This is a genomic window from uncultured Duncaniella sp. (assembly GCF_910578445.1).
Lineage (GTDB): Bacteria > Bacteroidota > Bacteroidia > Bacteroidales > Muribaculaceae > Duncaniella.
In genome coordinates this window covers 38,818-62,936 of record NZ_CAJTQC010000003.1, presented here as the reverse complement: position 1 = coordinate 62,936, position 24,119 = coordinate 38,818, and the positions used below count along the sequence as shown (strand labels likewise).

Here is a 24,119-nt window from a genome sequence, read left to right as displayed (position 1 = left end):
AATTTTATTACAGATTTGGAATTAGAATGAAAGGTTTAATCCGAATGAGTAAGTTGAAGGAGACGGATAGCGGCCGCCGTCAAGACCATATACGAGGCCTGAAGAGTCCTGAGTTGAAGCGCCGACTTCAGGATCGTAGCCCTTATATTTGGTCCATGTGTGAAGGTTCTGGAGATTGCAATAGACACGGAGGTTCTCCAGACGGAGGCTCTTAAGGACCTTTTTGGGAAGAGTGTATCCAAATGTGATGTTTTTCAGACGGATGTATGAACCATCTTCGATGTAGCGATCCGAAATGCGGTCGTTGTCAGCCGGGTCGTTTAGACGGGCCGCAGGGGTTTTGGTCTTCCAGTTAGAGACGCGCACATTCTCAACATCGTCATACCAATTCTGGCCGGCAGGATAAACCTTACCCGGATCAATGGGTACAAGCTGAGCACGATTGTTGACAGTTGTCAGCTGGTTGGTCCATGTCGACTTCATGTTCGTAAGGTTAATGGCAAGATAGTTCATCACATCGTTGCCATAAGAACCGTTGATGAACACAGACAGGTCGAAATTCTTATAGTGGAATGTATTGGTCCATCCGAATGTAAAATCAGGCATAGGATTACCGATGACTGTACGGTCATGCTCGTCAATCACACCGTCGGGAACTCCGTCAGGGCCACTGATATCCTTATATTTGAGGTCGCCGACCCACACGGTATTGCTCTTGTTGAACACTCCGTCTTCTGGATAGACGGCAACATCGCGCGGTGAATTGATAAGATCTTCATAGTCACGATAGACACCTTCCACCTGATAGCCGTAGAAATTATAGAGAGGCTGTCCGATTTCAGACACTGAAACCACATCGCTCCACTGGCCGTAGCCGACAAGCTGAGCATTGCTTGTGCCCGACAGAGCCTTGAGCTTGTTTCGGTTAAACGAGAACTGTATGCTCGACTCCCACTCGAAGTCACCGACAAACGGACGGCCTGTCAGCTCGATTTCAAAACCCTTGTTCTCGATTTCGCCGAAGTTGCCTTTTGGAGCGGCAAGAGCCGACGAACCATTTCCGAGAGTTCCCATATAGGACGGAAGCTGGAGAGACATAAGCATGTCTTTCGATGTCTTGATGTAGGCATCGGCCACAAGATTAAGGCGATTGTTGAAGAAATTCAGATCAAGACCGACGTTCCATTGTTCCTGAGTCTCCCATTTGATGGCAGTGTTAGGGATGTTTGCCGGACGATAGCCAAGGCCGAGAGCCGAAGGCATGCGGGACATAGCTGTGCCCCACGCATAACCGCCGATATTTGCATTACCGGTCTGACCCCATCCGAGACGGAGTTTACCATTGTTGATGACAGGCGCGAGAGATTCGAAGAATTTCTCATTCGAGAAGCGCCATGCACCTGCGAGAGAGTGGAAACCGGCCCAGCGGTTGTCAGGACCGAAGTTCGATGAACCGTCGTAACGGTATGTATAAGTCAGAAGATAACGTCCGTCCCAGTTCAAGGTTTCGCGTGTGAAGAACGAAGCCATGGCCGAGCTGCCGAAACTTTCACTGATATTATAAGAGTTCTTGTTGCCAAGCGCCGGATTATGGACTTCGTTCGAAGGAAGGCCTGATGCAAAGATGCTCGTGTTGTTCCACGACGATTCCCAGCATTCCTGACCGACCATAGCTGTATAACTGAGTTTATCCCAGTCGCCGGAATATGTCACATAGTTCTTAAGCTGCCAGAACCAAGATTCATTCTTACCGATTGAACTTTCGTTGCTGCTGCGCACCCATGTGCCCAGATCCACGGTCGGTTTGAAACGGTCGCTCTTCGAATTGCTGACATCATAGCCAAACTCAGCATGCCAGATAAGATTCTTGACCGGAGTGACGTCAAAGAAGAAGTTTCCCGACAGTTTCTTTCGGCGGAGTTCGATCTTGTCGAGCATGGCGAGCGCGATGGGATTGGGATTAGTGTAACCCTCACGTACAATCGACGAATAATTACCGTCGACATCGTAGATAGGAATATCGGGAAGCGTGGTAAGAGAGTAATAGATGATACCCTGATTACCGTCGGCAAGCTTAAGGTTTTCTTTTGTGTCGGCATAGGTGGACGACATGCCGAACTTCAACCACGACTTAAGCTGTGCATCAAGGTTAGCACGGAAAGAGAAGCGCTCGAAATCAGATCCGATCACAGTTCCTTCCTGATTCATATATGAACCGGAGACGTAGTATGACACTTTCTCTGTGCCTCCCTGTGCTGAAATCTGATGCTGGTTCTGGAAGGCGGTGCGGAACATGGCATCCTGCCAGTTTGTTCCTTTGCCGAGAATCGACGGGTCGCTGTAATAATCATTGGATCTCACATAACCCTGCGAAACAAAGTCATTGTATAATTCGGCATATTCACGAAGATTCATCAGATCGAGACGTTCATTCTGATGATTCCATGCGACCATACCGTCATATGTGAATTTTGCCTCGCCGGCCTTACCGCGCTTAGTTGTAATAAGAACGACACCGTTCGAACCCTGCGCGCCATAAATGGCCGTGGCTGAAGCATCCTTGAGAATCTCCATTGACACGATGTCAGACGGGTTGATGGTCGAGAGAGGTGACACAGTCGACACCTTACCGTTGCCAAGCGCATCGCCAAGGCCAAAATCAGAACCGGAATTACCACCGCCCTGCACTATCACACCGTCTATCACATAGAGCGGCTCGGCATTGGCGTTGATTGTCGCCTGTCCGCGCACACGAATCGACGATGACGAACCGGGAGCACCCGAAGTCGACACAGCCTGCACACCTGTCGCACGGCCTTGGAGCGACTGGTCAAGGTTGGTGATGACAGAGCCTCTCATGGCATCCTCGTTGAGCGATGATGATGAACCCGCAAGGTCGCTTTTCTTCATTGTTCCATAGCCGACCACAACGACTTCGTCAAGAATCTCAGAATCATCTTCAAGTGTAACAGTGATGTCCGTACGGCCATTGAGTGCTACCTCTTGGGGCTTCATGCCTACATAAGAAACAATCAGTGTTGCTTTTGCAGACTTAACTTTCAGTGCGAAATCACCGTCTATACCGGTGGCGATACCGTTGGCGGGATTGCCCTTTTCTTGCACTGTCGCACCGATAAGCGGCTCACCCGACTTATCCTGCACGATACCTTTCACCGAGACCTGCGCCACGGCGGGTAGCATGAAGCAAAGCATCAATGCCGTCAGCAGACTCCGAAGGTCAAAAATTTTACTTTTCATATTGCAATTTTAAGGTAAGAGATTAAAAATTCATATAATATAATTAGGTAATAGTGATTAAGGCCTGTAGGACTAATGAATACTTGATATTATTCACAATTCAAAAATTAGACATGGCAAAAGTAGTGCAAAGTCACCATAGAGACTTACACTATTTTATCACCTAATAACACTTTTGCCACAAGCTTTGTAACGAACCGTCTAAATGGCAAGATTAGTGTAATTTTAACACTCCTTTGCGTATTATAGCGATTGTTGTCGAATCAGCGACAAATACTGAATTAAGCCCTTGAGCTTCTTGAGCAGGGTCGCCGGTATAGTCGTCGCCAAGCTCCCATGTCTGATGAACCGGCTGAGCGAATCCACCCCACGCCCAGAAATTTACACCGGCCAGATGCCCTCCGTCGGCGACCTCATCAAATATGAAACGATAGTAATTATCCCGGCCTGTAGTCGGCGAACCGGGAGAATAGGACATGGCATCGCGCGGATAGCCGAATTCTTCAAGGACAATCGGCTTCAATGTCCCGTTCCCGGCAAGAGCCTGATAATGCTCTCCAATATACTTTCGTGTATTATCTATAGCTACTTGTACACTGTCGGAAACCGCAGTCTGCGGAATCCAGCTCCAGTTATATGGCCATATATGAATCGTAGCGTAGTCAACCTCCGGGATGGAATGGATTTCAGTCCATAAATCCATCGAATTCTCACATCCCCACGAGCCCTCGCTCCCGACCGACACAAGATGGTTGGCATCAATGCTTTTAATCAGCCGTGCCGTCTCTCCTATCCATTCTGCAAAAGGACGCATACTTTCCTGAGAGAAAGGACGCGGTTCATTGGCTATCTGCCATGACATTATGGCTGGCGACTCGCTGTATGGACGGCCGGTAATCGAATTAGTGCGCCCGACGATTGCCCTCACATGGTTTGCTGCAAGCACCTTTGCCGAATCGTTGCGGACAAAATTGGACGCATACTCCATATAAGCCGGATAGCCTGCATCAGCCGGATTTACAGCCTTGCCTGCACCTGCCCACTCAAGATATGTAGAGAAACCGCCGCTCCACTCCCATGCATTGTTAAGATAAATCACAGCCTTCATGCCGCGTTTTTCAAGATCGGCAAGAAAATAGTCCATACCTGCAAGCAGAGTGTCGTTGTAGACTCCCGGCGCAGTCTGCAAAGTCGGCGCTATGTGCGAGGCAAGCCCTTCAATCCCGTCAGCGCCGGCGAGGACACGTAAATTATCCACCCCAATTTCCTGAAGATAATCAAGTTCGCGTGCAAGACGCTCGCGATTCCCTCCGACTCCTTCCGAAGCCAGAATCGGGCCATACCAGAAGTTTGTGCCTATGAATCGATAGGTCGAATCACCGATTTTGAATTTCCCGTCACTTACAGTGACAAAATCGACATGCTTTTCGGCGACCGCCGAAGATTTCCCTCCGCCACAGGCTGAAATCACAATTGTAGAAGCAGCGGCAATAACTAAGCTTTTTATATCTTTCATGGGTCAATAGTTTTTACGTCAGATTTGTATTATCACACTTTTTTCACCCAATCATGCACTTAAATTTGCAATGGGTGAAAGAAGTGGATAACAGAATAATTATATATGATACGCAGATAACTACATTTAAACTTATCGTAATTAAGGATTTACATCTAACGGTCAGTTTGTCACAGACCGTTTGGCCTCATCCCAATTATCGGTCCGGAATGGGACAAGAGGCATGCCGTACATATCCTTAAGCTGACCTATGGCAAAATTATGGAAACAATAGCGCACAGCCTTTATGTCATTCACCTTGTCGGAGCTGACTGTCACAGTGCGTTCGTTCCAGTCCTCGGTTGCATTGGCAGGATAAAAAATCCTGTCATCGCCGGCCACTTCAAAACCGGGAAGATTCATATTGGGATTCAGTCCGGCATCGGCATTGTTGAATCGCAACAACGCCGTAGAGCCGTTTAACTCAACTGATTTAAATGTAGGATAAGTGTGTGGAACACCGTTAACCCCATATGTACGGGCAGCAGCCATGAACGCAAGCCGTTCCCCGATTTCACGCTTTTTGCGGGCATGAATATCCTCCAGTTCAAACGGATACATCAAGTCCGTCGTGCATACAATACCGCTGTTGGGGGTTATCTCCGCAGCCCTATGCTGACATTCACGGAAATATGCGGCCGCAGTCTCATCTCCGTTTCCATATTTCCAGCCCGGCAACTCGACAAAATAGAACGGTAAATCACCCCTGCCCCACTTCTCACGCCATATCTCAACCATATCGCGCTGATGTTCGGGATATTCATCATGACGGCCCACATTTGATTCGCCCTGATTCCACAGGAAACCTTTGACGGTATAGCCGATGACAGGATGAAGCATTGCGTTATACATCACCCCTATGCGTTCATATTCATTCATGGCCGGGTCGTTCTCCTCCTTTGCCATGTCCCATCCTGCATAAGTGTCGAGCTTCTCCTTTGGCATCCAGCCTTCGACCTTCGAGCCTCCGTAAGCACAGCTTATTATCCCGACAGGGACATTAAGCATATCCGTAAGCGAGGTGGCGAAGTAGTAAGCGAGCGCCGAAAAATCAGCCGCATTTTCCGGGAGCGACTCTTTCCATCTGCCCTCAACTTTATCCTGTGGCTGATAAGCCCCTTTTTTAGGAATCGTGACCATACGGATTCCCGGATACTTACCCGAATAAGCTATGGCCTGTGCCGCTCCTTCGACTGGCTGACACCAAAATCCGCGCAAAGGCATCTCCATGTTGGACTGTCCGGAACAAAACCAGACCTCGCCTATCAGCACATTATTTATAGTGACAGTGGATTCATTGTCTTCAAAACTAACGCTTTGAGCGTCAAAAGAAGCCTTCGGAGTCTCGACTTCGACGACCCAACGGCCAGTGAGATTATCGGCCTGTGCGGTATAACTTTTTCCATCAGACCATGATGGCGTAACCTTCACTTTGCTTCCGGGCTTACTCCAGCCCCATAGACGAGCTTCAGACTGCTGCTGAAACACGGCATTGTCTCCGATAATCTCAGGAAGTTCCACTCCCGGCAGGGCCAGAGGCAAGCCGGCGATAAGAAATGGCATCATCCGCCTTATGATTGAGAGTCGCATGTTTTTTATGTGATGAATGGTTTATTTATTTTACTTATATCCTAATAATCAGGGTGTCATCTCGATTATTTCCGGCTGTTTCGCTCCATGATGGTCTTCCGCGCCAGTTTCGCCCACTCTTTAAGGTCGGCGTCAGTCCATTCCATACCATTGTCCGAGGCCGTAGATGAAATCATCGAGCAGCTTTCATCCTTATCAGCGATGTCCCACATCAGCACTGAAAGCTTATTTCTGTCGGCAAAATCCATCCATTCCTGCCATGAAACGTAGTCAATCGGACCGTCACCGGTGTGATCCATCGAACCACATTCCGAAACAATGAGAGGCAACCCTGCCTCAATTGCCTTCCGGGCCTTATCCCTGTTCCAGTCTTTGTGGGTCCCGGCATAATAATGGAGAGAATAAAGAAGGTTTGGCTGTTCAATCGGAGACTCAGCTGCTATATCCACATCCTGATCCCATTTTGGAGTGCCGACAATAATGACTGAACCGGGAGCATTCTTTCTGATGACCGGTATCAGTTGATTGGCATAATCCTTGATTTCCTGCCAAGGTATCTCAAGCGGCTCATTCCAGATTTCATAGAGTATGTTGGGCGTATCGCCATACTTTTCCGTTATGACTGAAAAGAAATTCTTGGCATCGGGAAGAGTGTTTTCATGCGAATGCCAGTCGCAGATGACATACATCTGATTGGCGATTGCCGCATCAATAACCTTCATGGCAAGATTGACAGCATTGGCCGAATCGACAGAGTAGCCGTTGACGCAATCACCCGATGGATGAGCCCCTATGGCCGCGCGGACAATATTTGCCCCCCATTTCTCCTTTACGGCCCTTACAGTCCCCTCATTGTAGAAGCGTCCCCAGTTTGAATGCCATCCGAGCGAAGGTCCGTTGAGCACGACCGTGTCGCCATCGGCATTGACAAGAGCTGTCCCGCTGACGTGAAGAGGAATGACAGCCATCGTATCGTTTTCTGCATTTTCCACATTGGCTGACTGCTGTGACCCATGACCGCATCCGGCCATCATGCCTAAAGCGACAGCCGATACTATAATTGCAGGTAATGATTTCATATTTATAATAAATAGTTTAGTTATACGAGCACTTTGTGATGTTGATAGATTTCACGGAACACCTTAGGCGAATTGCCCTTTTTCTTTTTGAAAATACGGTTGAAATTCGACACATTGTTGAATCCGCATCCATAACATATTTCCGACACGGAAGTCGTTGAGTCGACGAGCTGACGCGTGGCATGACCAAGCCTTATATCAATCACATAATCAGAAATCGAACGTCCTGTCCTCAACTTGAAAAACCGGCTGAAGGCCGTAGGTGTCATCCCGACCAGATCCGCAAGATCGTTAAGCCGGATATCCTCCTTATAATGGGCATTTATATAATCCTTCACCTTACGCACACGCCTGCTGTCGCCGACCGGCTTCATCGACGCGAACGACGAGCTCGACAAACGTCGGTAATGCCCGTCCTCGGCCAGTTCATGGAGTATCGACATCAGCTCAAGCATCCGGTAGAATCCCGACTCTATTTTAGTAAGCGTGTCGAGCTTGTTAAACACCCTCATGATTCCCTCACATGTGAAAGCGATGCCGTTTGAACTGTTTTCAAGCATACGTCTTATGCTCGACAGCTGTGTCTTTGCCAAAAAAGTCTCTCCAAAAAGATCAGGTGAAAATTGTATCGTAATCTCACGAATCTTGTCACTCGTACACTCATGCTGTTCCCAGCCATGTTCTATTCCGTTTCCGATAAGCACAAGATCATAATGACCGAGAGTCTCGATGGAATCTCCGACCACCCTGCGCGCTCCGTCGCAGTTCGAAACGAAATTCAATTCATATTCGGCATGACGGTGAACCGGATAAGTAAAACGGTCCTTATACCTGTCAATCAGATAAAAGCAGTCTTTCTCCGACAATGGAGTGATTTCAGTTATAATCTTATTCATGGCGCGATTTTAAAGATAGTATAGAACTGTCGGTAAGGGATTAGGAGAATAAAGGCTGAAACCTTTCCTGCAAAGTTATAGATTAATTCCAATTATCAAAGCAAACTATCGACCCCTAAACCGTGATTTTTACACATTTGACATATCTTTGTTAAAAAAGTATCAGTTTTTACATTTACTACACTACCATCTCCCAACCGCATGCCGTCGTCGAGCCTTAGAGGGTGTTATCACCCATTGTTCTTTACGGCTGAAGATTTACATCCGTATTTCTGTTACATGTTTATTATTAGGCAAAAAATTTGTTATTGACGAAGCGATGTCGTAATTTTGTAGAGTTTTAGCGTTATCAATCATTCACATCAACTTATTCGGAATGAAAAAATTTTTCATCTCTTTTCTCGCTACGCTTGCCGGCATCTGGTTTTCTCTGCTGCTGGCTATCTTCGGTATTTTTATTGTAGCCGCAGCGGCTATCGCCCGTTCCGCAGGCTCATCCACTGTTGACGTAAAGGACAACTCTATACTCCGGCTCGACCTCTCCGGCTCAATCCTCGACCGCCAGCCCAAAATCGACTTCATGTCCATAATCAAGGAAGAGGATAAAGGAATCACCATTCTCTCTGATATTACAGGCTCTATCGAAGCCGCATCGACCGACGACCGTATCAAAGGCATTGTCATCAACTGCTCCGGATCGGCCGCAGGACTTGCGCAGCGCGCTGCTATAATCGAATCTCTCCACAAGTTCAAACAGACAGCTCCCGACAAATGGATTTATGCCTATGGCGATTCATACACACAGGGTGATTACTACATTGCAAGCGCCGCCGACAGTCTTTTCATCAATCCGATAGGCTCTGTCGATGTCAGAGGTCTGTCTGCAACAACCCTTTTCTTCCACAAATTTCTTGAGAAAATAGGAGTTGATGTGCAGGTTGTAAAAGTCGGCACATACAAAAGCGCCGTCGAGCCCTTCATTCTTGACAATATGAGCGAACCGTCGCGCGAACAGCAGCAGCTCTACCTTGACAACATCTGGTCGACCATCAGCTCGACAATCGCAGAGTCGAGAGGTGTCGATGTCACCAAAGTCAACGAATGGGCCGACAATTTCATCTTCACAAAAGACACCAAGGAATATGTCAGCGACGGAATCGTCGACGCCCTCGTCTACCGCCACGAATTCGATCAAAAACTTGCCGACCTCACCGGCCATGACAAAATCAAGGATGTTGACTACATCTCTGTTTCTGACTATGCAAAGACCGCCGATATAACCAAAGTCGGCAATGGCAAGGGGGCAGAAATAGCAATCCTCTATGCCTGCGGTGACATCACTGACGAAAGTGGCGACGGCATAGTCGCAGCCGACATGGTCCCTGAAATCCTCGACCTTGCAGAAAACGACGACATCGACGCCCTTATAATGTATGTCAACTCACCCGGTGGAAGCGCATTTGCATCAGAACAGATATGGGAAGCTCTCGAACAGTTCAAGAAACTCACAGGCAAACCGTTCTATGTATCAATGGCAGACTATGCTGCATCAGGCGGTTACTATATCAGCTGCGGAGCTGACAAGATTTTCGCACAGCCGGTGACTCTTACAGGCTCAATCGGCATATTCGGCATGATTCCCAACGCCCACCGCCTGCTCTCCGATAAACTCGGCATAAACACCGGAACAGTCAAGACCAATTCAAACGGCAACTTCCCCTCGATAATGGATCCCATGACCCCTGCCGAGGCATCAGCCATGCAGGCTTATGTGGAACGCGGCTACGACCTGTTCACAAAACGATGTGCCGAAGGCCGCCACATCTCTCAGGACTCAATCAAGAAAATAGGCGAAGGCCGCGTATGGGACGGTCGTGAAGCCCTGCGCATCGGACTTGTCGATGAGCTCGGAGGCCTCGACGCCGCCATAGCGGCAATGGCAAAGCAGCTTAACGTCGAGTCCTACACCATCAGCACCTATCCGAATCCCAAACAGAAATGGTATGCTTCCATAATCGAAGCAGCAGGCACTGACATCAAGGCTGCGATAGTCCGCAATGAACTCGGAGAAATGTCGTCGCTCTACGAGACCCTCCAGCGCGTCAAGGGCATGTCGACTCTCCAGTGTCGCATGGATTTTGTCGATGTCACCCTTTAACGGCAACACTCCCGCCGTCTGATTACAAACAGTCAAACATCAAACTCTCGGAACTAATTGGCTCGCAGCAAATTTCTATCAATGCTTCTGCTCTATCCCATCTCGCAACTCTACGGGATGGGAGTCGCCATACGCAACAAGATGTTTGAGTATGGCATGCTGAAGCAACAGGAGTTTGACATCCCGATTGTGGTCGTTGGCAACCTTGCCGTAGGAGGTACAGGCAAAACACCACACGTGGAATACATCGTCAGCTCAATGCTGGGACGATATAACATCGGTGTGCTTTCACGTGGCTATAAACGTTCGACAAGCGGATTTGTGCTTGCCACACCGCAATCTCGTCCGGAGGACATCGGCGACGAATCATACCAGATCTACCGAAAATTCGGGCCTGACATCACACTCGCCGTATGCGAAAAACGTTCGGAAGGCATCAGAAAGATGCGTGAAATCAATCCGAAACTCGACATGATTATCCTCGACGATGCGTTCCAGCACAGATATGTCAAGCCATCGGCCTCTGTCATACTCACCGAATACAATCGTCCGGTATTCAAAGACAAGCTTCTGCCCTACGGTCGTCTGCGCGAACCATCCCGTGCACTGAACAGAGCCGAAATCGTAGTTGTGACAAAATGTCCGCTCGGCATGAAAGCGATGGACTACCGCATCTTTGAAGAAAATCTAAAACTGTTCCCTTATCAGAAACTCTATTTCTCAAGATATAATTACGGACATCTTGTCCCGATTTTCCCCGAAGAAGTGACCGACATCCCGGCGCTTGATGCCCAGAGCGCCGACACTTCAATTCTCGTTATCACCGGAGTTGCCAATCCCAAACCGTTTGTCCGTTTTCTGCGTCGCCAGAAAGCCAAAGTCCAGCTCAGGCGTTTCAGCGACCACCACAACTTCAGTTCCTCCGACATGGAGGAAATCACTCGCCTGTTTGACCAGATGCAGGGCAAACGAAAATTCATTGTCACAACTGAGAAGGACGCCGTCCGCATCCTCAACAATCCTTACTATCCCCATCGTCTCAAGAAGTCGATTTTCTACGTTCCTATCAAAGTCGAATTCATTGACCGCGGAGAGCCTGATTTCACTTCCGGACTCGAAAAAACCATCCGCGATTCCCGTTTGTTTAAATCTTAGTATCCTGACTGCATCCCAATGCGCATCATACACGTGTGCATATAGTTATCAAGCAGCCGGAAAATCTATAATCATCAATATCATAAGAACCATGTTAGAACAAATCAAGCAGACAGCAGATTTCCTCCGCTCGAAAGTGGACGAAATGCCTAAAACCGCCATTATCCTCGGAACCGGACTTGGTGCGCTCGTGGACCATATGGACGATAAAACCTATATCCCATATTCTGAAATCCCCAACTTCCCTGTGTCGACTGTCGAAGGCCACAGCGGCAACCTCATCTTCGGAAAACTCGGCAGCAAACGCGTCATCGCGATGCAGGGACGTTTCCATTACTATGAGGGCTATGACATGAAACAGGTCACTTTCCCGGTGCGCGTGTTCAAGGCTCTCGGTGTCGACACCCTCTTTGTCAGCAATGCTTCAGGCGGCATGAACAAAGAGTTTCAGGTCGGAGACGTGATGACTATCACCGACCACATCAATCTCTTCCCCGAATCACCTCTGCGTGGCAAGAACTATAATGAACTCGGCACTCGCTTCCCCGCGATGACAAACGCCTACGACAAGGAACTCATGAATCTTGCCGACAAGATTGCAGAAGAAAAAGGCATACGCCTTATGCACGGAGTCTATGTCGGCGTTACCGGCCCGACATTCGAAACTCCGGCCGAATATGAATTCTACCGTATCATCGGCGGCGATTGCGTGGGCATGTCTACTGTCCCTGAAGTCATCGTCGCAAACCATGCCGGCATGCGCGTCTACGGCATATCGGTCATCACCGACCTCGGAGGCAAAGACGTCACTCAAGTCCCGACCCACGAGGAAGTGCAGCAGGCAGCTCTCATCGCACAGCCAAAGTGCCTCGAAATCATGAAGGAGCTTGTCAACCGCTGCTGATTTCTGTCTGGAAAGCCAACATAACTTATAAGGCCACCGCATGCGGTGGCCTTATTCCGAATCATCACCTACTATACATCTATCAATATGGAAATTTCCGAATTAGGCGAATTTGGTCTTATCGACCGTCTCACAGCCGGACTCAAACCGGTCAACAGCTCAACCGTCAAAGGTGTCGGCGATGACTGCGCGATCTTACGCAACCGCGAGACTGACATCCTCGTCACGACCGACCTCCTGCTCGAAGGAGTCCACTTTGATCTCACCTACGTGCCGCTTAAACATCTCGGCTATAAATCAGCAATCGTAAACTTCTCAGACGTTTATGCCATGAACGGCACACCTCGGCAGATTACCGTCTCGTTGGGTATCTCAAAACGTTTCACGGTTGAACATATCGAAGAGCTTTTCGCCGGAATACGCCTTGCTTGCGAAATCTACGGGGTGGACCTCGTCGGAGGCGACACCACCTCATCTCGTCAGGGACTGGTAATTTCCATCACTTGTATAGGCGAAGCGCCTGCCGACAAGGTCGTAAGTCGCTCGGGTGCTAAAGACACCGATTTAATCTGTGTGTCGGGCGACCTTGGAGCCGCCTACATGGGCCTGCAACTACTCGAACGCGAGAAAGTCGCATCAGCCGGACAAAAAGACTTCATTCCGAAGTTTGAAGGCAAGGAATACCTTGTCGAACGACAGCTAAAGCCCGAAGCTCGCCGCGATATCATCGAAGAGCTCGCCAAGGCCGGAATCGTGCCGACAGCCATGATGGATGTCAGCGACGGCCTCAGTTCTGAACTTCTCCATATCTGCAAGCAGAGCAATGTCGGATGCCGTGTCTATGAAGACCGCATACCTATCGACTATCAGACAGCCATCATGGCCGAGGAACTTGGCATGAATCTCGTGACAGCCGCTCTAAACGGTGGTGAGGACTATGAACTCCTCTTTACTGTCCCTCTCCACTATCACGAACAGATAGAGAAACTGCCGGGCGTCAAACTAATCGGCCACATAACAAAAGCCGACCTCGGATGTGCGATGATCACACGCGACGGGACAGAAATCCCGCTCCGCGCACAGGGCTGGAACCCCCTCGCCACCCAGCAATAGAATTATAATTAAACATAAAAAACAAAAGCACTGCTCTGGCGTATGTCTTTACGTTGAAAGCAGTGCTTCTGTTTTTTTCTTTCAACGGTGCGCCTATCACCAATACCCCACCATAGTTTATAAGTTTATACAGACTTCCTACGATAATCTTATCTAATCTGAATTTTAAACTATTTTATGGTTACGACAGTTAAACCTTTTAAGCAATAATCTCTCCAATCTATAGAACATCTGATTTTATCTACCATTAACTGACATAAGCCAATGAAAAGAATTCTACGCAACATATCGCTGGCACTCCTATGCGGCGCACTCGCAATGCCTGTGGCTTCAGCTCAAGGCCGACATGAAGGCGGCACAAACGGAGGACGTGGAGGACACCTCGAACGCACAAACAACAATTCGCGTCCAAACCGTGGAAATGACCGCTCCCACAACACAAACAGAGGAAACGCCAACCATAATAATAACAGCAGCCGTCCTAACACCCGTCCCGGGAACAACGGATCTGCAAACCACCGTCCCGGTATCAACACATCAAACGGGACACGACCCGGCATCACTGAAAGACCGGGCAATAATAAGCGTCCCGAGCAAGGCACTATCGGCAACGGTGGCTCAAACACCCGTCCGGGACATAACATAGGGACTCGTCCCGGAATAAATAACAACCAGAATCGCCCAAACCACGGAAATAACAACCGCCCTGACAATGGTAACAACCATAAACGTCCCGGAATAAATGACCAGCACCGTCCCGGAAACGGCAATAACGGGATGAATCATGGAAACCGTCCTGCAGACAACCACCGTCCCGAAGGAATGCGACCCGGCAACAACAACCGACCAACAGGCGGCCGACCCGGAATTAATGAATCTCGCCCCGGACACAACACAGGCTCTCACCGCCCCGGAAACCAACATGGCAACCGTCCGGGACTGAATCACGGTCACCGCCCCGGAATGCACCCCGGAAACGGCCATGTGACATCCCGTCCACCGATGATTGCACCTCCTCACCGCCCACACCGTCCGCCAATGATGCGTCCGCATCATCGCCCGATGCCCCCAAGAGGATGGCGACCGGCCGGCCGCATACCCGTCATACGCGGTGTCATCGGTCTGACATTCGGAACGACCATAGGCCTGTCGCTCGACTATCTGTTCAACGCCGGTTATAATGTCGACGGATATACCGACAATATCGTCTATCTCCGCAACGTCGCAGCTCTGAACTATGTCTGGACTGACGCAGCTCTCTACTATGGGAATTCAGGTCTGGACGCATCTTCATTCTACTATTCCACTCCTGTCTATGACCTTACACGCTATAACAATGTCTACAATTCACTCGTAGCCTCTTACGGCATGCCTGTCTCTGTCAACAACACCATGGGTTCACTCGGCGCTACATGGTTTGGAGGGAACAACGGTTACATCACACTGACATTCGGACAGAACAACATCGGCCCGGGTATACGCTATCTCACCACACTCACATTCGGAATGTAAACCAGACTTGACGACAAAACTATCCTTATCAGATAACAGAGTCAGGCCTCACTTCCATTTAAGGCATCTGCAATCGTTTGCTGAAGCCAAAGGAAGTGAGGCCGGACTCTGTTATCTGATGTCACTCAGGAAAGAGACAGTCTTACTGGTGCGACACCTTATAATATAGGTAGATGGCGATTATTGTATAAAGGATATTAGGAATCCACATCGCCACCATCGGAGACGTATAGCCCGAAACTGCAAAGGTCGAAGTCACAGTCATAAAAAGGATGTAACTGAAACTGAGCACAAGCCCGATACCGATATTGACACCCATTCCACCCTTTATCTTACGCGAAGACAGCGACATTCCGATAACTGTGAGGATAAACGCCGCCGCGGTCATGGCATAGCGTTTATGGTTTTCAATCTCAAACGACTTTATGTTTGCCACTCCACGCTCTTTCTGACGCGAGATGTATTCGCGCAGAGCAGGAGATGTCATGGTCTCATGGTCGTTCTTTGAAATCAGAAAATCACGAGGCTCAATGGGGATGATGGTGTCCAGACGTGAACCGCGACGTATTTTTTCGCGCTGTCCGTCGAAATCACGTATCATGTAGTCACGCACCGTCCAGCGGTGAAGAGTGTCCCAGCGTATTGTCTGCGCCGTCAGACGCGAGACGAGTTTCTTATCCTCAAATGATTCAAGCGAAAACTTATAGCCGGTCTTGCTCGTGTTGTCGTAGCGCGACATATATGCAATCTCGCCCTTGGCGACCTGAAGCTGAATATTTGTACCGTAATCGACACGCTTGTTCTTGACATACGTGTTGGTATATTCGATTCGCTCCACATTGGCCGGAGGGATTATATAGGCGCTAAGTATATAGGTCACGATAGCAATCACCGTGGCACTCACCATGTAGGGTCGCAGCAAGCGCCGGTAGCTCATCCCTGTCGAGAGCATGGCGATGATTTCAGAATTATCGGCAAGCTTCGACGTGAAGAAAATCACCGCAATAAACGTGAAGAGAGGGCTGAACTGGTTGGCAAAATAAGGGAGAAAGTTGAGAAAATAGTCAAACACCGTTGCCTTCAACGGTGCTTTAAGAAAGGCATCAAGCTTTTCGTTGATGTCAAACATGATTGTGATCGCCAGAATGAGGGCAATCGCAAAAACGTAAGTTCCAAGGAACTTCTTGATTATATACCAGTCAAGAATCTTCACGTGGGTGCGTTGATTTTAACAGCTTCTAAAATTACAGTATATTAATCACGGCGGCAATCAGAGACGGCGTGTGACACATTCAAGCATCTCCGTCTTCCACGCTTTGAAATCGCCTGCAAGGATATGCTTGCGCGCCTCACCGACGAGCCAGAGATAGAACGCGAGGTTATGTATCGACGCAATCTGCATCGCCAGAATCTCGTCGGCGATGAAGAGATGACGCAGATATGCCTTCGAATATGTCACGTCGACATAGCTCGGACCGTCTTCCTGAATGGGCGAGAAATCATCGGCCCACTTCTTGTTGCGCATGTTCATGATGCCGTGGCGGGTGAAAAGCATTCCGTTGCGGCCGTTGCGGGTAGGCATAACGCAGTCAAACATGTCGACACCTCTGTCGATACCCTCAAGGATATTGGCCGGCGTACCGACACCCATCAGATAGCGCGGACGGTCTTTCGGCAGAATCTCGTTGACCACCTCAATCATGTCATACATCACTTCGGCAGGCTCGCCCACGGCAAGACCGCCGATGGCGTTGCCGTCAGCACCGAGGTCGGCTACAAATTTCGCTGACTCACGACGCAGGTCGGGATAGGTGACACCCTGCACAATCGGGAAATAGGCCTGCGAATAGCCATACTTTCCTTCGGTCTCCTTATAGCGTTTCCAGCCGCGCTTGAGCCAGCGGTGGGTAAGGTCGAGCGACTTGCGGGCATAGCTGTAGTCGGCCGTACCAGGAGGGCACTCGTCAAGCGCCATCATTATGTCAGCGCCTATCGAACGTTCGATATCCACGACGCCTTCGGGAGTGAACAGATGCTTCGAACCGTCAATGTGCGACCTGAACCAAGCCCCTTCCTCTGTCAGCTTGCGGTTGGCCGACAGAGAGAACACCTGAAAGCCGCCGCTGTCGGTAAGAATCGGGCGCTCCCATCCGTTGAACTTGTGGAGACCTCCGGCTTTTTCAAGAATCTCGATGCCGGGGCGGAGATAGAGATGATAAGTGTTACCAAGGATAATCTGTGCCTTGATATCGTCGCGCAGCTCATGCTGATGAACAGCCTTCACACTTCCGAGAGTGCCGACAGGCATGAAAATCGGTGTGCGTATCTCTCCGTGGTCAGTCGTGATGACACCGGCGCGGGCGGCAGAGCCCGGTGCGGTAGCTTCTAACTTGAAATCCATATTATCAGGGACGCACTTCGTAGTAAGGTATATCGACAAGCTTCACATCGAACACGAGCGTCGAATAAGGCAGAATCGCACCTGAACCTGACGAACCGTAGGCAAGCTTATAAGGGATAACGATGCGGGCGCTGTCGCCGACGCGCATGTTCATGAGCGCGATTGTCCAGCCCTGAATCACCGAACCGGGTGTGGTGGTGAAGATGCTGTCGGTGTTGGTGTATGACGAGTCGAACGCAACGCCGTTATACAGACGTCCGATATATTTGACATCTACAGTCGAAGTCAGCAGCGGAGTGAGATTTCCCTCGGTCTTACTGCGGTCGTTGAGATAACGCATGAGAATCTGGGCTGAAGGATTCCACGACGGAGTAACGGTCTGATAGACGTTTTCGCCGTCTTCCATCATGAAGCGCTGCTCGTCAAAGAATTCCTCGTTGGCTATACGCCATTCCTTATAATCGTTCCATACATCATCGTCATTGCATGAGGTTGTGATGACAGCTCCAAGGCTTGCGAGGAGAAATACGGTAAATAGTAATCTGAATTTAGACATCGGCGTAGTTTAGAATTTCACTTCGGGGGCACGCTGGGCCGACTCGTCGGCCTTGAACTGAGGCTGAGACTCAAAACCGAACCATCCGGCATAGATATTTGTAGGGAATTTCTTGATTGAAGTGTTGTAGTCAGCGACAACCTGAGTGTAACGTCCGCGGGCAGTGGCAATGCGGTTCTCAGTGCCTTCGAGCTGCACCTGAAGGTCGCGGAAATTCTCGTTAGCTTTAAGATCGGGATAGGCTTCAGAGACAGCAAGAAGCGATTTCAGTGCACCGGTCAGCTGATTTTGCGCTGCCTGAAACTTGGCAAGGGTCTCTTCGTTGAGGTCTTCGGCATTGATGTTGACGGAAGTAGCCGCCGCACGAGCCTGAGTCACCTTTTCGAGTGTTTCGCTCTCATGTGTGGCATAGCCCTTGACTGTCGCTACAAGGTTCGGAATCAGGTCGGCACGGCGCTGATACTGGTTCTGCACCTCGGCCCATGACTGCTCGACACCCTGTTTTTTCTCTACAAGAGAGTTATAGTTACATGACGACAGCATCGGAAGCATGCAGACAATGAGCAATAATAGTTTGAAAGTTTTCATTTTAGGGGAGTTGAAGGAGTGATTTGTTTTTTGAGATTGCAGGGACACGCCTGAGCGCATCCCTGCATTTATGATATTCGGTCAATATCCGGTCTGTATTAAGCGAGCTTGCGAAGAAGTGCGTTGAGCGACACTTCGTCGTGGATGAGCTTGTGGAGATCCTCGATCTTCACGCGCTTCTGCTCCATCGAGTCGCGTTCGCGGAGAGTGACGGTGTTGTCCTCGAGAGTCTGATGGTCGACAGTGATGCAGAAGGGTGTGCCGATTGCATCCTGACGGCGGTAACGCTTGCCGATAGAGTCTTTTTCCTCGTAGTGTGTGGCAAAATCAAACTTGAGTTCATTGACAATCTCGCGGGCCTTGTCGGGCAGACCGTCCTTGCGCACGAGCGGCATCACGGCACACTTCACAGGCGCGAGAGGCGCGGGGAGGTGGAGAACCACTCGCTTGTCGCCGCCTTCAAGCTCCTGCTCCTCGTATGACGAGCAGAGGACGCTGAGGAACATACGGTCAACACCGATTGATGTCTCAATGACATAGGGTGTGTAGCTTTCGTTGAGCTCGGGGTCGAAATACTGGATTTTCTTGCCGGAGAACTTCTCGTGCTGCGAGAGGTCGAAGTTGGTACGAGAGTGGATACCCTCGACTTCCTTGAAGCCGAAAGGCATCTGGAACTCGATGTCGGTCGCGGCGTTGGCATAGTGGGCGAGCTTCTCGTGGTCGTGGTAGCGATACTTCTCGTCGCCGAGGCCGAGCGCCTTGTGCCAGCGCAGACGGAACTGCTTCCAGTTGTTGAACCACTCCATCTCAGTGCCGGGGCGCACGAAGAACTGCATTTCCATCTGTTCGAACTCGCGCATGCGGAAGATGAACTGACGGGCAACAATCTCGTTACGGAACGCCTTGCCGATCTGTGCGATGCCGAAGGGTATGCGCATGCGGCCGGTCTTCTGGACGTTGAGGTAGTTGACAAAGATACCCTGAGCTGTTTCAGGACGGAGATAGACGGTCATAGCGCCATCGGCAGTCGAACCCATCTCGGTCTTGAACATGAGGTTGAACTGACGCACCTCTGTCCAGTTCTTTGTGCCTGAAATCGGGCAGACGATTTCTTCGTCGATGATAATCTGGCGGAGTTCGTCGAGATTGCCGTCGTTCATCGCCGTAGCGAAGCGCTCGTGGAGAGCGTCGCGCTTTGCGGTGTGTTCGAGCACACGGGGATTTGTCTGGCGGAACATAGCTTCGTCAAAGCTTTCGCCGAAACGCTTGGCGGCCTTGGCCACTTCCTTTTCTATTTTTTCTTCAATCTTGGCGATCTGCTCCTCGATGAGCACATCGGCACGGTAACGCTTCTTAGAATCCTTGTTGTCAATCAGCGGGTCATTGAAAGCGTCGACGTGGCCCGAAGCCTTCCAGATTGTCGGGTGCATGAAGATAGCAGAATCGATGCCCACGATGTTCTCATGGAGGAGGGTCATCGAATCCCACCAATAGCGCTTGATGTTGTTTTTGAGCTCTACGCCGTTCTGACCGTAGTCATAGACGGCTGAAAGGCCATCGTAAATCTCGCTTGACTGAAACACGAAACCATACTCCTTGGCATGGCTTACTATTTTCTTAAAAACGTCTTCTTGTGTTGCCATTTCGGTTTATGTAATGGAAATGAATGATATTCTGATTTCTGAGAGAGTTAATCCTCTTGGAATGTGCAAAGTTAATAAAAAAAATCGAATCACAGCCACTTATACCACGCCTCTCACCCCGATGCCTCAGAAATTCGTCAAAATCAGCCGATTCATGCCATTACAAAACGAACTATGATACTTATAGGAGAGGAAATAATTAGGCTATAAAATGAAAATTTTTCTTAACAAATGAGGCGGAATTGCTAAAAATTGCTTATATTTGCAAATATTTATGCAATAAGAGCGTTATATAACTCACATAAGGGCAATTTTTAAGTAATAAAGATGAAATCCAATAATATATTTTTCCTTCCCATCATAGTCAGTTTAGCCGCATGGCTCGGCCTGTTGGTCGCATGCACGGCCACCACTCACGACACACCCATTGTCACCGTCAGCATCGAGCCTCAGAAATATATACTGGAACAGATAACAGGCAACCGCGTGGAGATACGCACACTCATAGCCAACGGCGCGAATCCGGAGACGTTTGATCCATCGGTCAACCATATCATCAACCTCACAAAGTCGATAGGATTCCTGCGCATGGGCAACATCGGCTTTGAGGCCGCAATCCTCGACAAAGTGCACAGCGAGAACCCTGACCTGCCTATATTCAACACTTCGCTTGGTGTGATTCCTGTCACCGGGACTCACAGCCACGGCGGCATCACACACGACGTGATTGACCCGCACACATGGACATCGGTCAAAAACGTGAAGATAATCAGCAAGAACATGCTCATCGCCATGACCGAAATCGACCCTTCAAACGCCGACTACTACCGCAACAACTACGACCGTTTCGCAGCAAGACTCGATTCGCTCGACAATGAACTGGCAATCAGGCTCGCGCCCCACAAAGGGGAGGCATTCATGGTGTGGCATCCATCGCTCAGCTACTTCGCCCGCGACTACGGACTCGAACAGATTACCGCAGGCAATGCCGACAACAAAGAAGTGGCAATGGGCACACTGAAAGAGACAATCGACCATGCAGCCGAGCACAAGGCACAAATTTTCTTCTACCAGAAAGACCTTGACAGCCGGCAGGCCGAAGCGCTCAGCTCGCAGCTCGGTCTAACAAAAGTCAACATCAATCCTCTGTCCTACGATTGGGAAAAGGAAATTACAGCAATCGCCGATGCCATCGCTGCGACCGACAGTATTGCCGAATAAGCATGAAAATCCACTCCTGACTCATCAATGAAACCAAACGGAAACGAGATAATCATATCCCTGCGCGACATATCCAAGCGATGGGAAGGTAAAACAGCCTTGACCGACATCAATTTCGATGTCCGTCAAGGCGATTTCATTGCCATAACAGGCCCTAACGGCGGAGGAAAGACCACCCTGCTCCGCATACTCCTCAAATTGCTGAAACCGACGGAAGGAAGTGTTACATATTATCGCGACGGCAAACCGGCCGACGAACTTTCAATCGGCTATCTTCCGCAAAAGAATCTGATTGACTCACGTTTCCCGATCAATGTCGAGGAAGTGATAGCCTCAGGCCTCATCGGAGAACACCTGCCGGCCCAAGAAGTAAAGAGCCGGGTCGAAGAAACAACACGCCTTATGGGACTCGACAGCCATGCCAAGGCAAGCATCGGCAACCTGTCGGGCGGACAGCTGCAACGTGCCCTGCTCGGACGTGCCATCATCTCGCGTCCGAAACTGCTCGTGCTCGACGAACCGCTGAGCTATGTCGACAAACGTTTCGAACACTATATCTACGACCTCGTGGCCGAACTCGCAAAAACCACTACCCTACTGCTTGTGTCACACGAAATGTCGACCATAGCCGGAATGGCCAACCGCCATCTCATCATCGACCATACGCTGACCGAATGCCACTCCGCACACCACCACGTACACTATGACTGTGATGACTGAACCGGGTGAATAACTGATGTCGATATGCTGAAAACCATCCTGTTTATAGCAGCCGGAAGCGGCCTCGGCGGTGTGGCCCGCTATCTTGTCGGGCGATGGGTGCAATCGCTGTTCGGGGCGACATTGTTTCCTTGGGGGACGTTTGCAGTAAATGTGGTCGGTTGCCTTATTATCGGGCTGATATACGGTGCTGTAGACCGAGGCGCAAATATCCCGCAGGACATGAAAATATTCCTTACGGTAGGGTTTTGCGGAGGATTCACAACCTTTTCCACATTCATTCACGAAAACTACATGCTTTTCGATTCGTCGGAATTTCCAGCTCTCGCGCTTTATGCGGGAGCAAGTTTCACTGTAGGACTTCTTCTCGCGTATGCCGGACACTGGATAGCCCGGACTCTCTGACATTTCCCGACGGAACAGAAAAACATAACGCTGCCACACATACCGAAGACGATTCGGACACGCGTGGCAGCGTTATGTTTCATATTATACGATTCGTACTATATCATATCTCCTTATTCGGGTCAGTGGTGTCGTTCATGTGAAGATTATGCCCCATGCGCTGCTGCTTGGTGAGCATGTAGCGGAGATTGTAGCGGTTCGGGGCGATTTCAATACCGACATTATCGACAACTTCGAGCCCATAGCCCTCAAGACCGATACGCTTGACAGGATTGTTGGTGATGAGCCGCATCTTACGTATGCCGAGAAGGTTGAGAATTGATGCACCTACACCATAATCGCGCTCGTCGGCCTTGTGGCCGAGATGCAGATTCGCGTCCACCGTGTCGAGGCCCTCTTCCTGAAGTTTATAAGCCTTGATTTTCTCCATCAGTCCTATGCCTCGGCCCTCTTGGTTAAGATAGACGATAGCACCGCGGCCTTCCTTCTCGATAAGCTCCATCGCTTTGTGAAGCTGTTCGCCACAGTCGCAACGCATCGACCCGAAGATGTCGCCAGTCGCACATGAGGAATGCACACGCACAAGCACGGCATCGTCGCCGCTGACATCGCCCTTGATCAGAGCTATGTGTTCAAGCCCGTTGCTCTTCTGGCGGAATGGGATGAGACGGAAATGTCCGTAGGCGGTAGGCATATCGACCTCCACACCTTCCTCGACGAGCGATTCGGTGCGCAGACGGTAGGCGATAAGGTCGCGGATGGACACCAGTTTCAGCCCCCATTCGTCAGCTTTACGGCGCAACTGAGGCAGACGTGCCATTGTGCCGTCCTCATTGAGAATTTCGATGAGCGAAGCTGCCGGATACATGCCCGACAGTCTTGCAAGGTCAATTGCAGCCTCGGTGTGGCCGGCACGGCGTAACACACCCGCATCCTGTGCATAGAGCGGATGCACGTGTCCGGGACGTCCGAACATATCGGGAGTCACCGAGCGGTCGGCAAGAGCGCGTATGGTCGCAGCCCTGTCGTGGGCCGACACGCCGGTCGTACAGCCCGGAAGCAAATCGACAGTCACTGTGAACGGAGTGCCGAGCATCGAGGTGTTGTCCTGAACCTGATGCTGCAGACCAAGCTCCTTGCAACGTGAAATGGTCACGGGAGCACAAAGCTCACCGCGCGCATGGGTTATCATGAAGTTCACAGCTTCAGGGGTGACTTTCTCGGCAGCGATAATCAAATCGCCCTCGTTTTCGCGGTCCTCGTCATCGACCACAATCACGAATTTGCCTTCGCGGAAATCAGCGAGAGCCTCTTCAATTGTATCTAACTTTATATTATTTTCCATCGTTTAGGAGGTTTTTCAAC

19 protein-coding genes are annotated in these 24,119 nt (G+C 49.9%); 8 read left to right on the top strand and 11 right to left on the bottom strand.

Annotation, left to right across the window (positions count from 1 at the left end):
• Positions 1–21: 21 nt before the first annotated feature.
• The 5 genes from QZ311_RS02705 to QZ311_RS02685 form a co-directional block, all read right to left on the bottom strand.
• Positions 22–3,201, bottom strand: a complete 3,180-nt coding sequence (locus QZ311_RS02705; protein WP_297063807.1) for a TonB-dependent receptor — start codon at positions 3,199–3,201, stop codon at positions 22–24.
• Between the two features lie 271 nt (positions 3,202–3,472).
• The gene (locus QZ311_RS02700; protein ID WP_297063618.1) at positions 3,473–4,774 is read right to left on the bottom strand and encodes a beta-mannosidase; all 1,302 of its coding nucleotides are present in this window, start codon (positions 4,772–4,774) and stop codon (positions 3,473–3,475) included.
• Positions 4,775–4,936: 162 nt separating this feature from the next.
• Positions 4,937–6,403, bottom strand: coding sequence for a sialate O-acetylesterase (locus QZ311_RS02695; RefSeq protein ID WP_297063616.1), 1,467 nt, complete (start codon positions 6,401–6,403; stop codon positions 4,937–4,939).
• 65 nt (positions 6,404–6,468) lie between these two features.
• Positions 6,469–7,482 (bottom strand): glycoside hydrolase family 5 protein, encoded by a 1,014-nt coding sequence (locus QZ311_RS02690; protein ID WP_297063613.1) that lies wholly within the window; start codon positions 7,480–7,482, stop codon positions 6,469–6,471.
• Positions 7,483–7,502: 20 nt separating this feature from the next.
• Positions 7,503–8,378, bottom strand: coding sequence for an AraC family transcriptional regulator (locus QZ311_RS02685; RefSeq protein WP_297063612.1), 876 nt, complete (start codon positions 8,376–8,378; stop codon positions 7,503–7,505).
• 376 nt (positions 8,379–8,754) lie between these two features.
• Here QZ311_RS02685 and sppA point away from each other — a divergent pair, with 376 nt between their 5' ends.
• From sppA to QZ311_RS02660, 5 genes are all read left to right on the top strand, one after another.
• Positions 8,755–10,536 carry a signal peptide peptidase SppA gene (sppA, locus tag QZ311_RS02680; RefSeq protein ID WP_297063610.1) on the top strand — a complete coding sequence of 594 codons (1,782 nt, stop codon included), beginning with the start codon at positions 8,755–8,757 and terminating at the stop codon, positions 10,534–10,536.
• A gap of 81 nt (positions 10,537–10,617) precedes the next feature.
• Positions 10,618–11,691, top strand: a complete 1,074-nt coding sequence (gene lpxK / locus QZ311_RS02675) for a tetraacyldisaccharide 4'-kinase (RefSeq protein ID WP_297063608.1) — start codon at positions 10,618–10,620, stop codon at positions 11,689–11,691.
• Between the two features lie 91 nt (positions 11,692–11,782).
• Entirely contained in the window at positions 11,783–12,595 is an 813-nt protein-coding gene (locus QZ311_RS02670; RefSeq protein WP_297063607.1) for a purine-nucleoside phosphorylase, read from the top strand.
• 81 nt (positions 12,596–12,676) lie between these two features.
• Entirely contained in the window at positions 12,677–13,708 is a 1,032-nt protein-coding gene (thiL, locus tag QZ311_RS02665) for a thiamine-phosphate kinase (protein WP_297063804.1), read from the top strand.
• Positions 13,709–13,972: 264 nt separating this feature from the next.
• A complete protein-coding gene (locus QZ311_RS02660) occupies positions 13,973–15,220 on the top strand; it encodes a hypothetical protein (protein ID WP_297063606.1) in 1,248 nt (415 codons plus the stop codon).
• A 142-nt stretch (positions 15,221–15,362) separates the two neighbouring features.
• Here QZ311_RS02660 and QZ311_RS02655 read toward each other — a convergent pair whose 3' ends face one another.
• The 5 genes from QZ311_RS02655 to QZ311_RS02635 all read right to left on the bottom strand — a co-directional run bounded on the left by QZ311_RS02655 (position 15,363) and on the right by QZ311_RS02635 (position 20,408).
• A complete protein-coding gene (locus QZ311_RS02655) occupies positions 15,363–16,433 on the bottom strand; it encodes an LptF/LptG family permease (protein ID WP_297063605.1) in 1,071 nt (356 codons plus the stop codon).
• Positions 16,434–16,490: 57 nt separating this feature from the next.
• Positions 16,491–17,621, bottom strand: coding sequence for a tRNA guanosine(34) transglycosylase Tgt (gene tgt / locus QZ311_RS02650; protein WP_297063604.1), 1,131 nt, complete (start codon positions 17,619–17,621; stop codon positions 16,491–16,493).
• Between the two features lie 4 nt (positions 17,622–17,625).
• Complete coding sequence (locus QZ311_RS02645; protein ID WP_297063603.1) at positions 17,626–18,177, bottom strand: FKBP-type peptidyl-prolyl cis-trans isomerase; 552 nt, start codon at positions 18,175–18,177, stop codon at positions 17,626–17,628.
• A gap of 9 nt (positions 18,178–18,186) precedes the next feature.
• Positions 18,187–18,765 carry a LemA family protein gene (locus QZ311_RS02640; RefSeq protein ID WP_297063602.1) on the bottom strand — a complete coding sequence of 193 codons (579 nt, stop codon included), beginning with the start codon at positions 18,763–18,765 and terminating at the stop codon, positions 18,187–18,189.
• A gap of 98 nt (positions 18,766–18,863) precedes the next feature.
• Entirely contained in the window at positions 18,864–20,408 is a 1,545-nt protein-coding gene (locus QZ311_RS02635) for a glycine--tRNA ligase (RefSeq protein ID WP_297063600.1), read from the bottom strand.
• Positions 20,409–20,735: 327 nt separating this feature from the next.
• On the opposite strand from QZ311_RS02635, the gene QZ311_RS02630 reads away from it, so the two are divergent.
• From QZ311_RS02630 to crcB, 3 genes are read left to right on the top strand one after another with little or no spacing between them, the layout of a single operon-like run.
• Positions 20,736–21,629 carry a zinc ABC transporter substrate-binding protein gene (locus QZ311_RS02630; protein WP_297063598.1) on the top strand — a complete coding sequence of 298 codons (894 nt, stop codon included), beginning with the start codon at positions 20,736–20,738 and terminating at the stop codon, positions 21,627–21,629.
• Between the two features lie 27 nt (positions 21,630–21,656).
• Positions 21,657–22,349 carry an ATP-binding cassette domain-containing protein gene (locus QZ311_RS02625; RefSeq protein ID WP_297063597.1) on the top strand — a complete coding sequence of 231 codons (693 nt, stop codon included), beginning with the start codon at positions 21,657–21,659 and terminating at the stop codon, positions 22,347–22,349.
• A gap of 24 nt (positions 22,350–22,373) precedes the next feature.
• The gene (gene crcB, locus QZ311_RS02620) at positions 22,374–22,754 is read left to right on the top strand and encodes a fluoride efflux transporter CrcB (RefSeq protein ID WP_297063594.1); all 381 of its coding nucleotides are present in this window, start codon (positions 22,374–22,376) and stop codon (positions 22,752–22,754) included.
• Between the two features lie 103 nt (positions 22,755–22,857).
• Here the strand turns inward: crcB and QZ311_RS02615 are convergent, their stop codons facing one another.
• Positions 22,858–24,099, bottom strand: coding sequence for a bifunctional 3,4-dihydroxy-2-butanone-4-phosphate synthase/GTP cyclohydrolase II (locus QZ311_RS02615; RefSeq protein ID WP_297063592.1), 1,242 nt, complete (start codon positions 24,097–24,099; stop codon positions 22,858–22,860).
• Between the last annotated feature and the right edge of the window lie 20 nt (positions 24,100–24,119).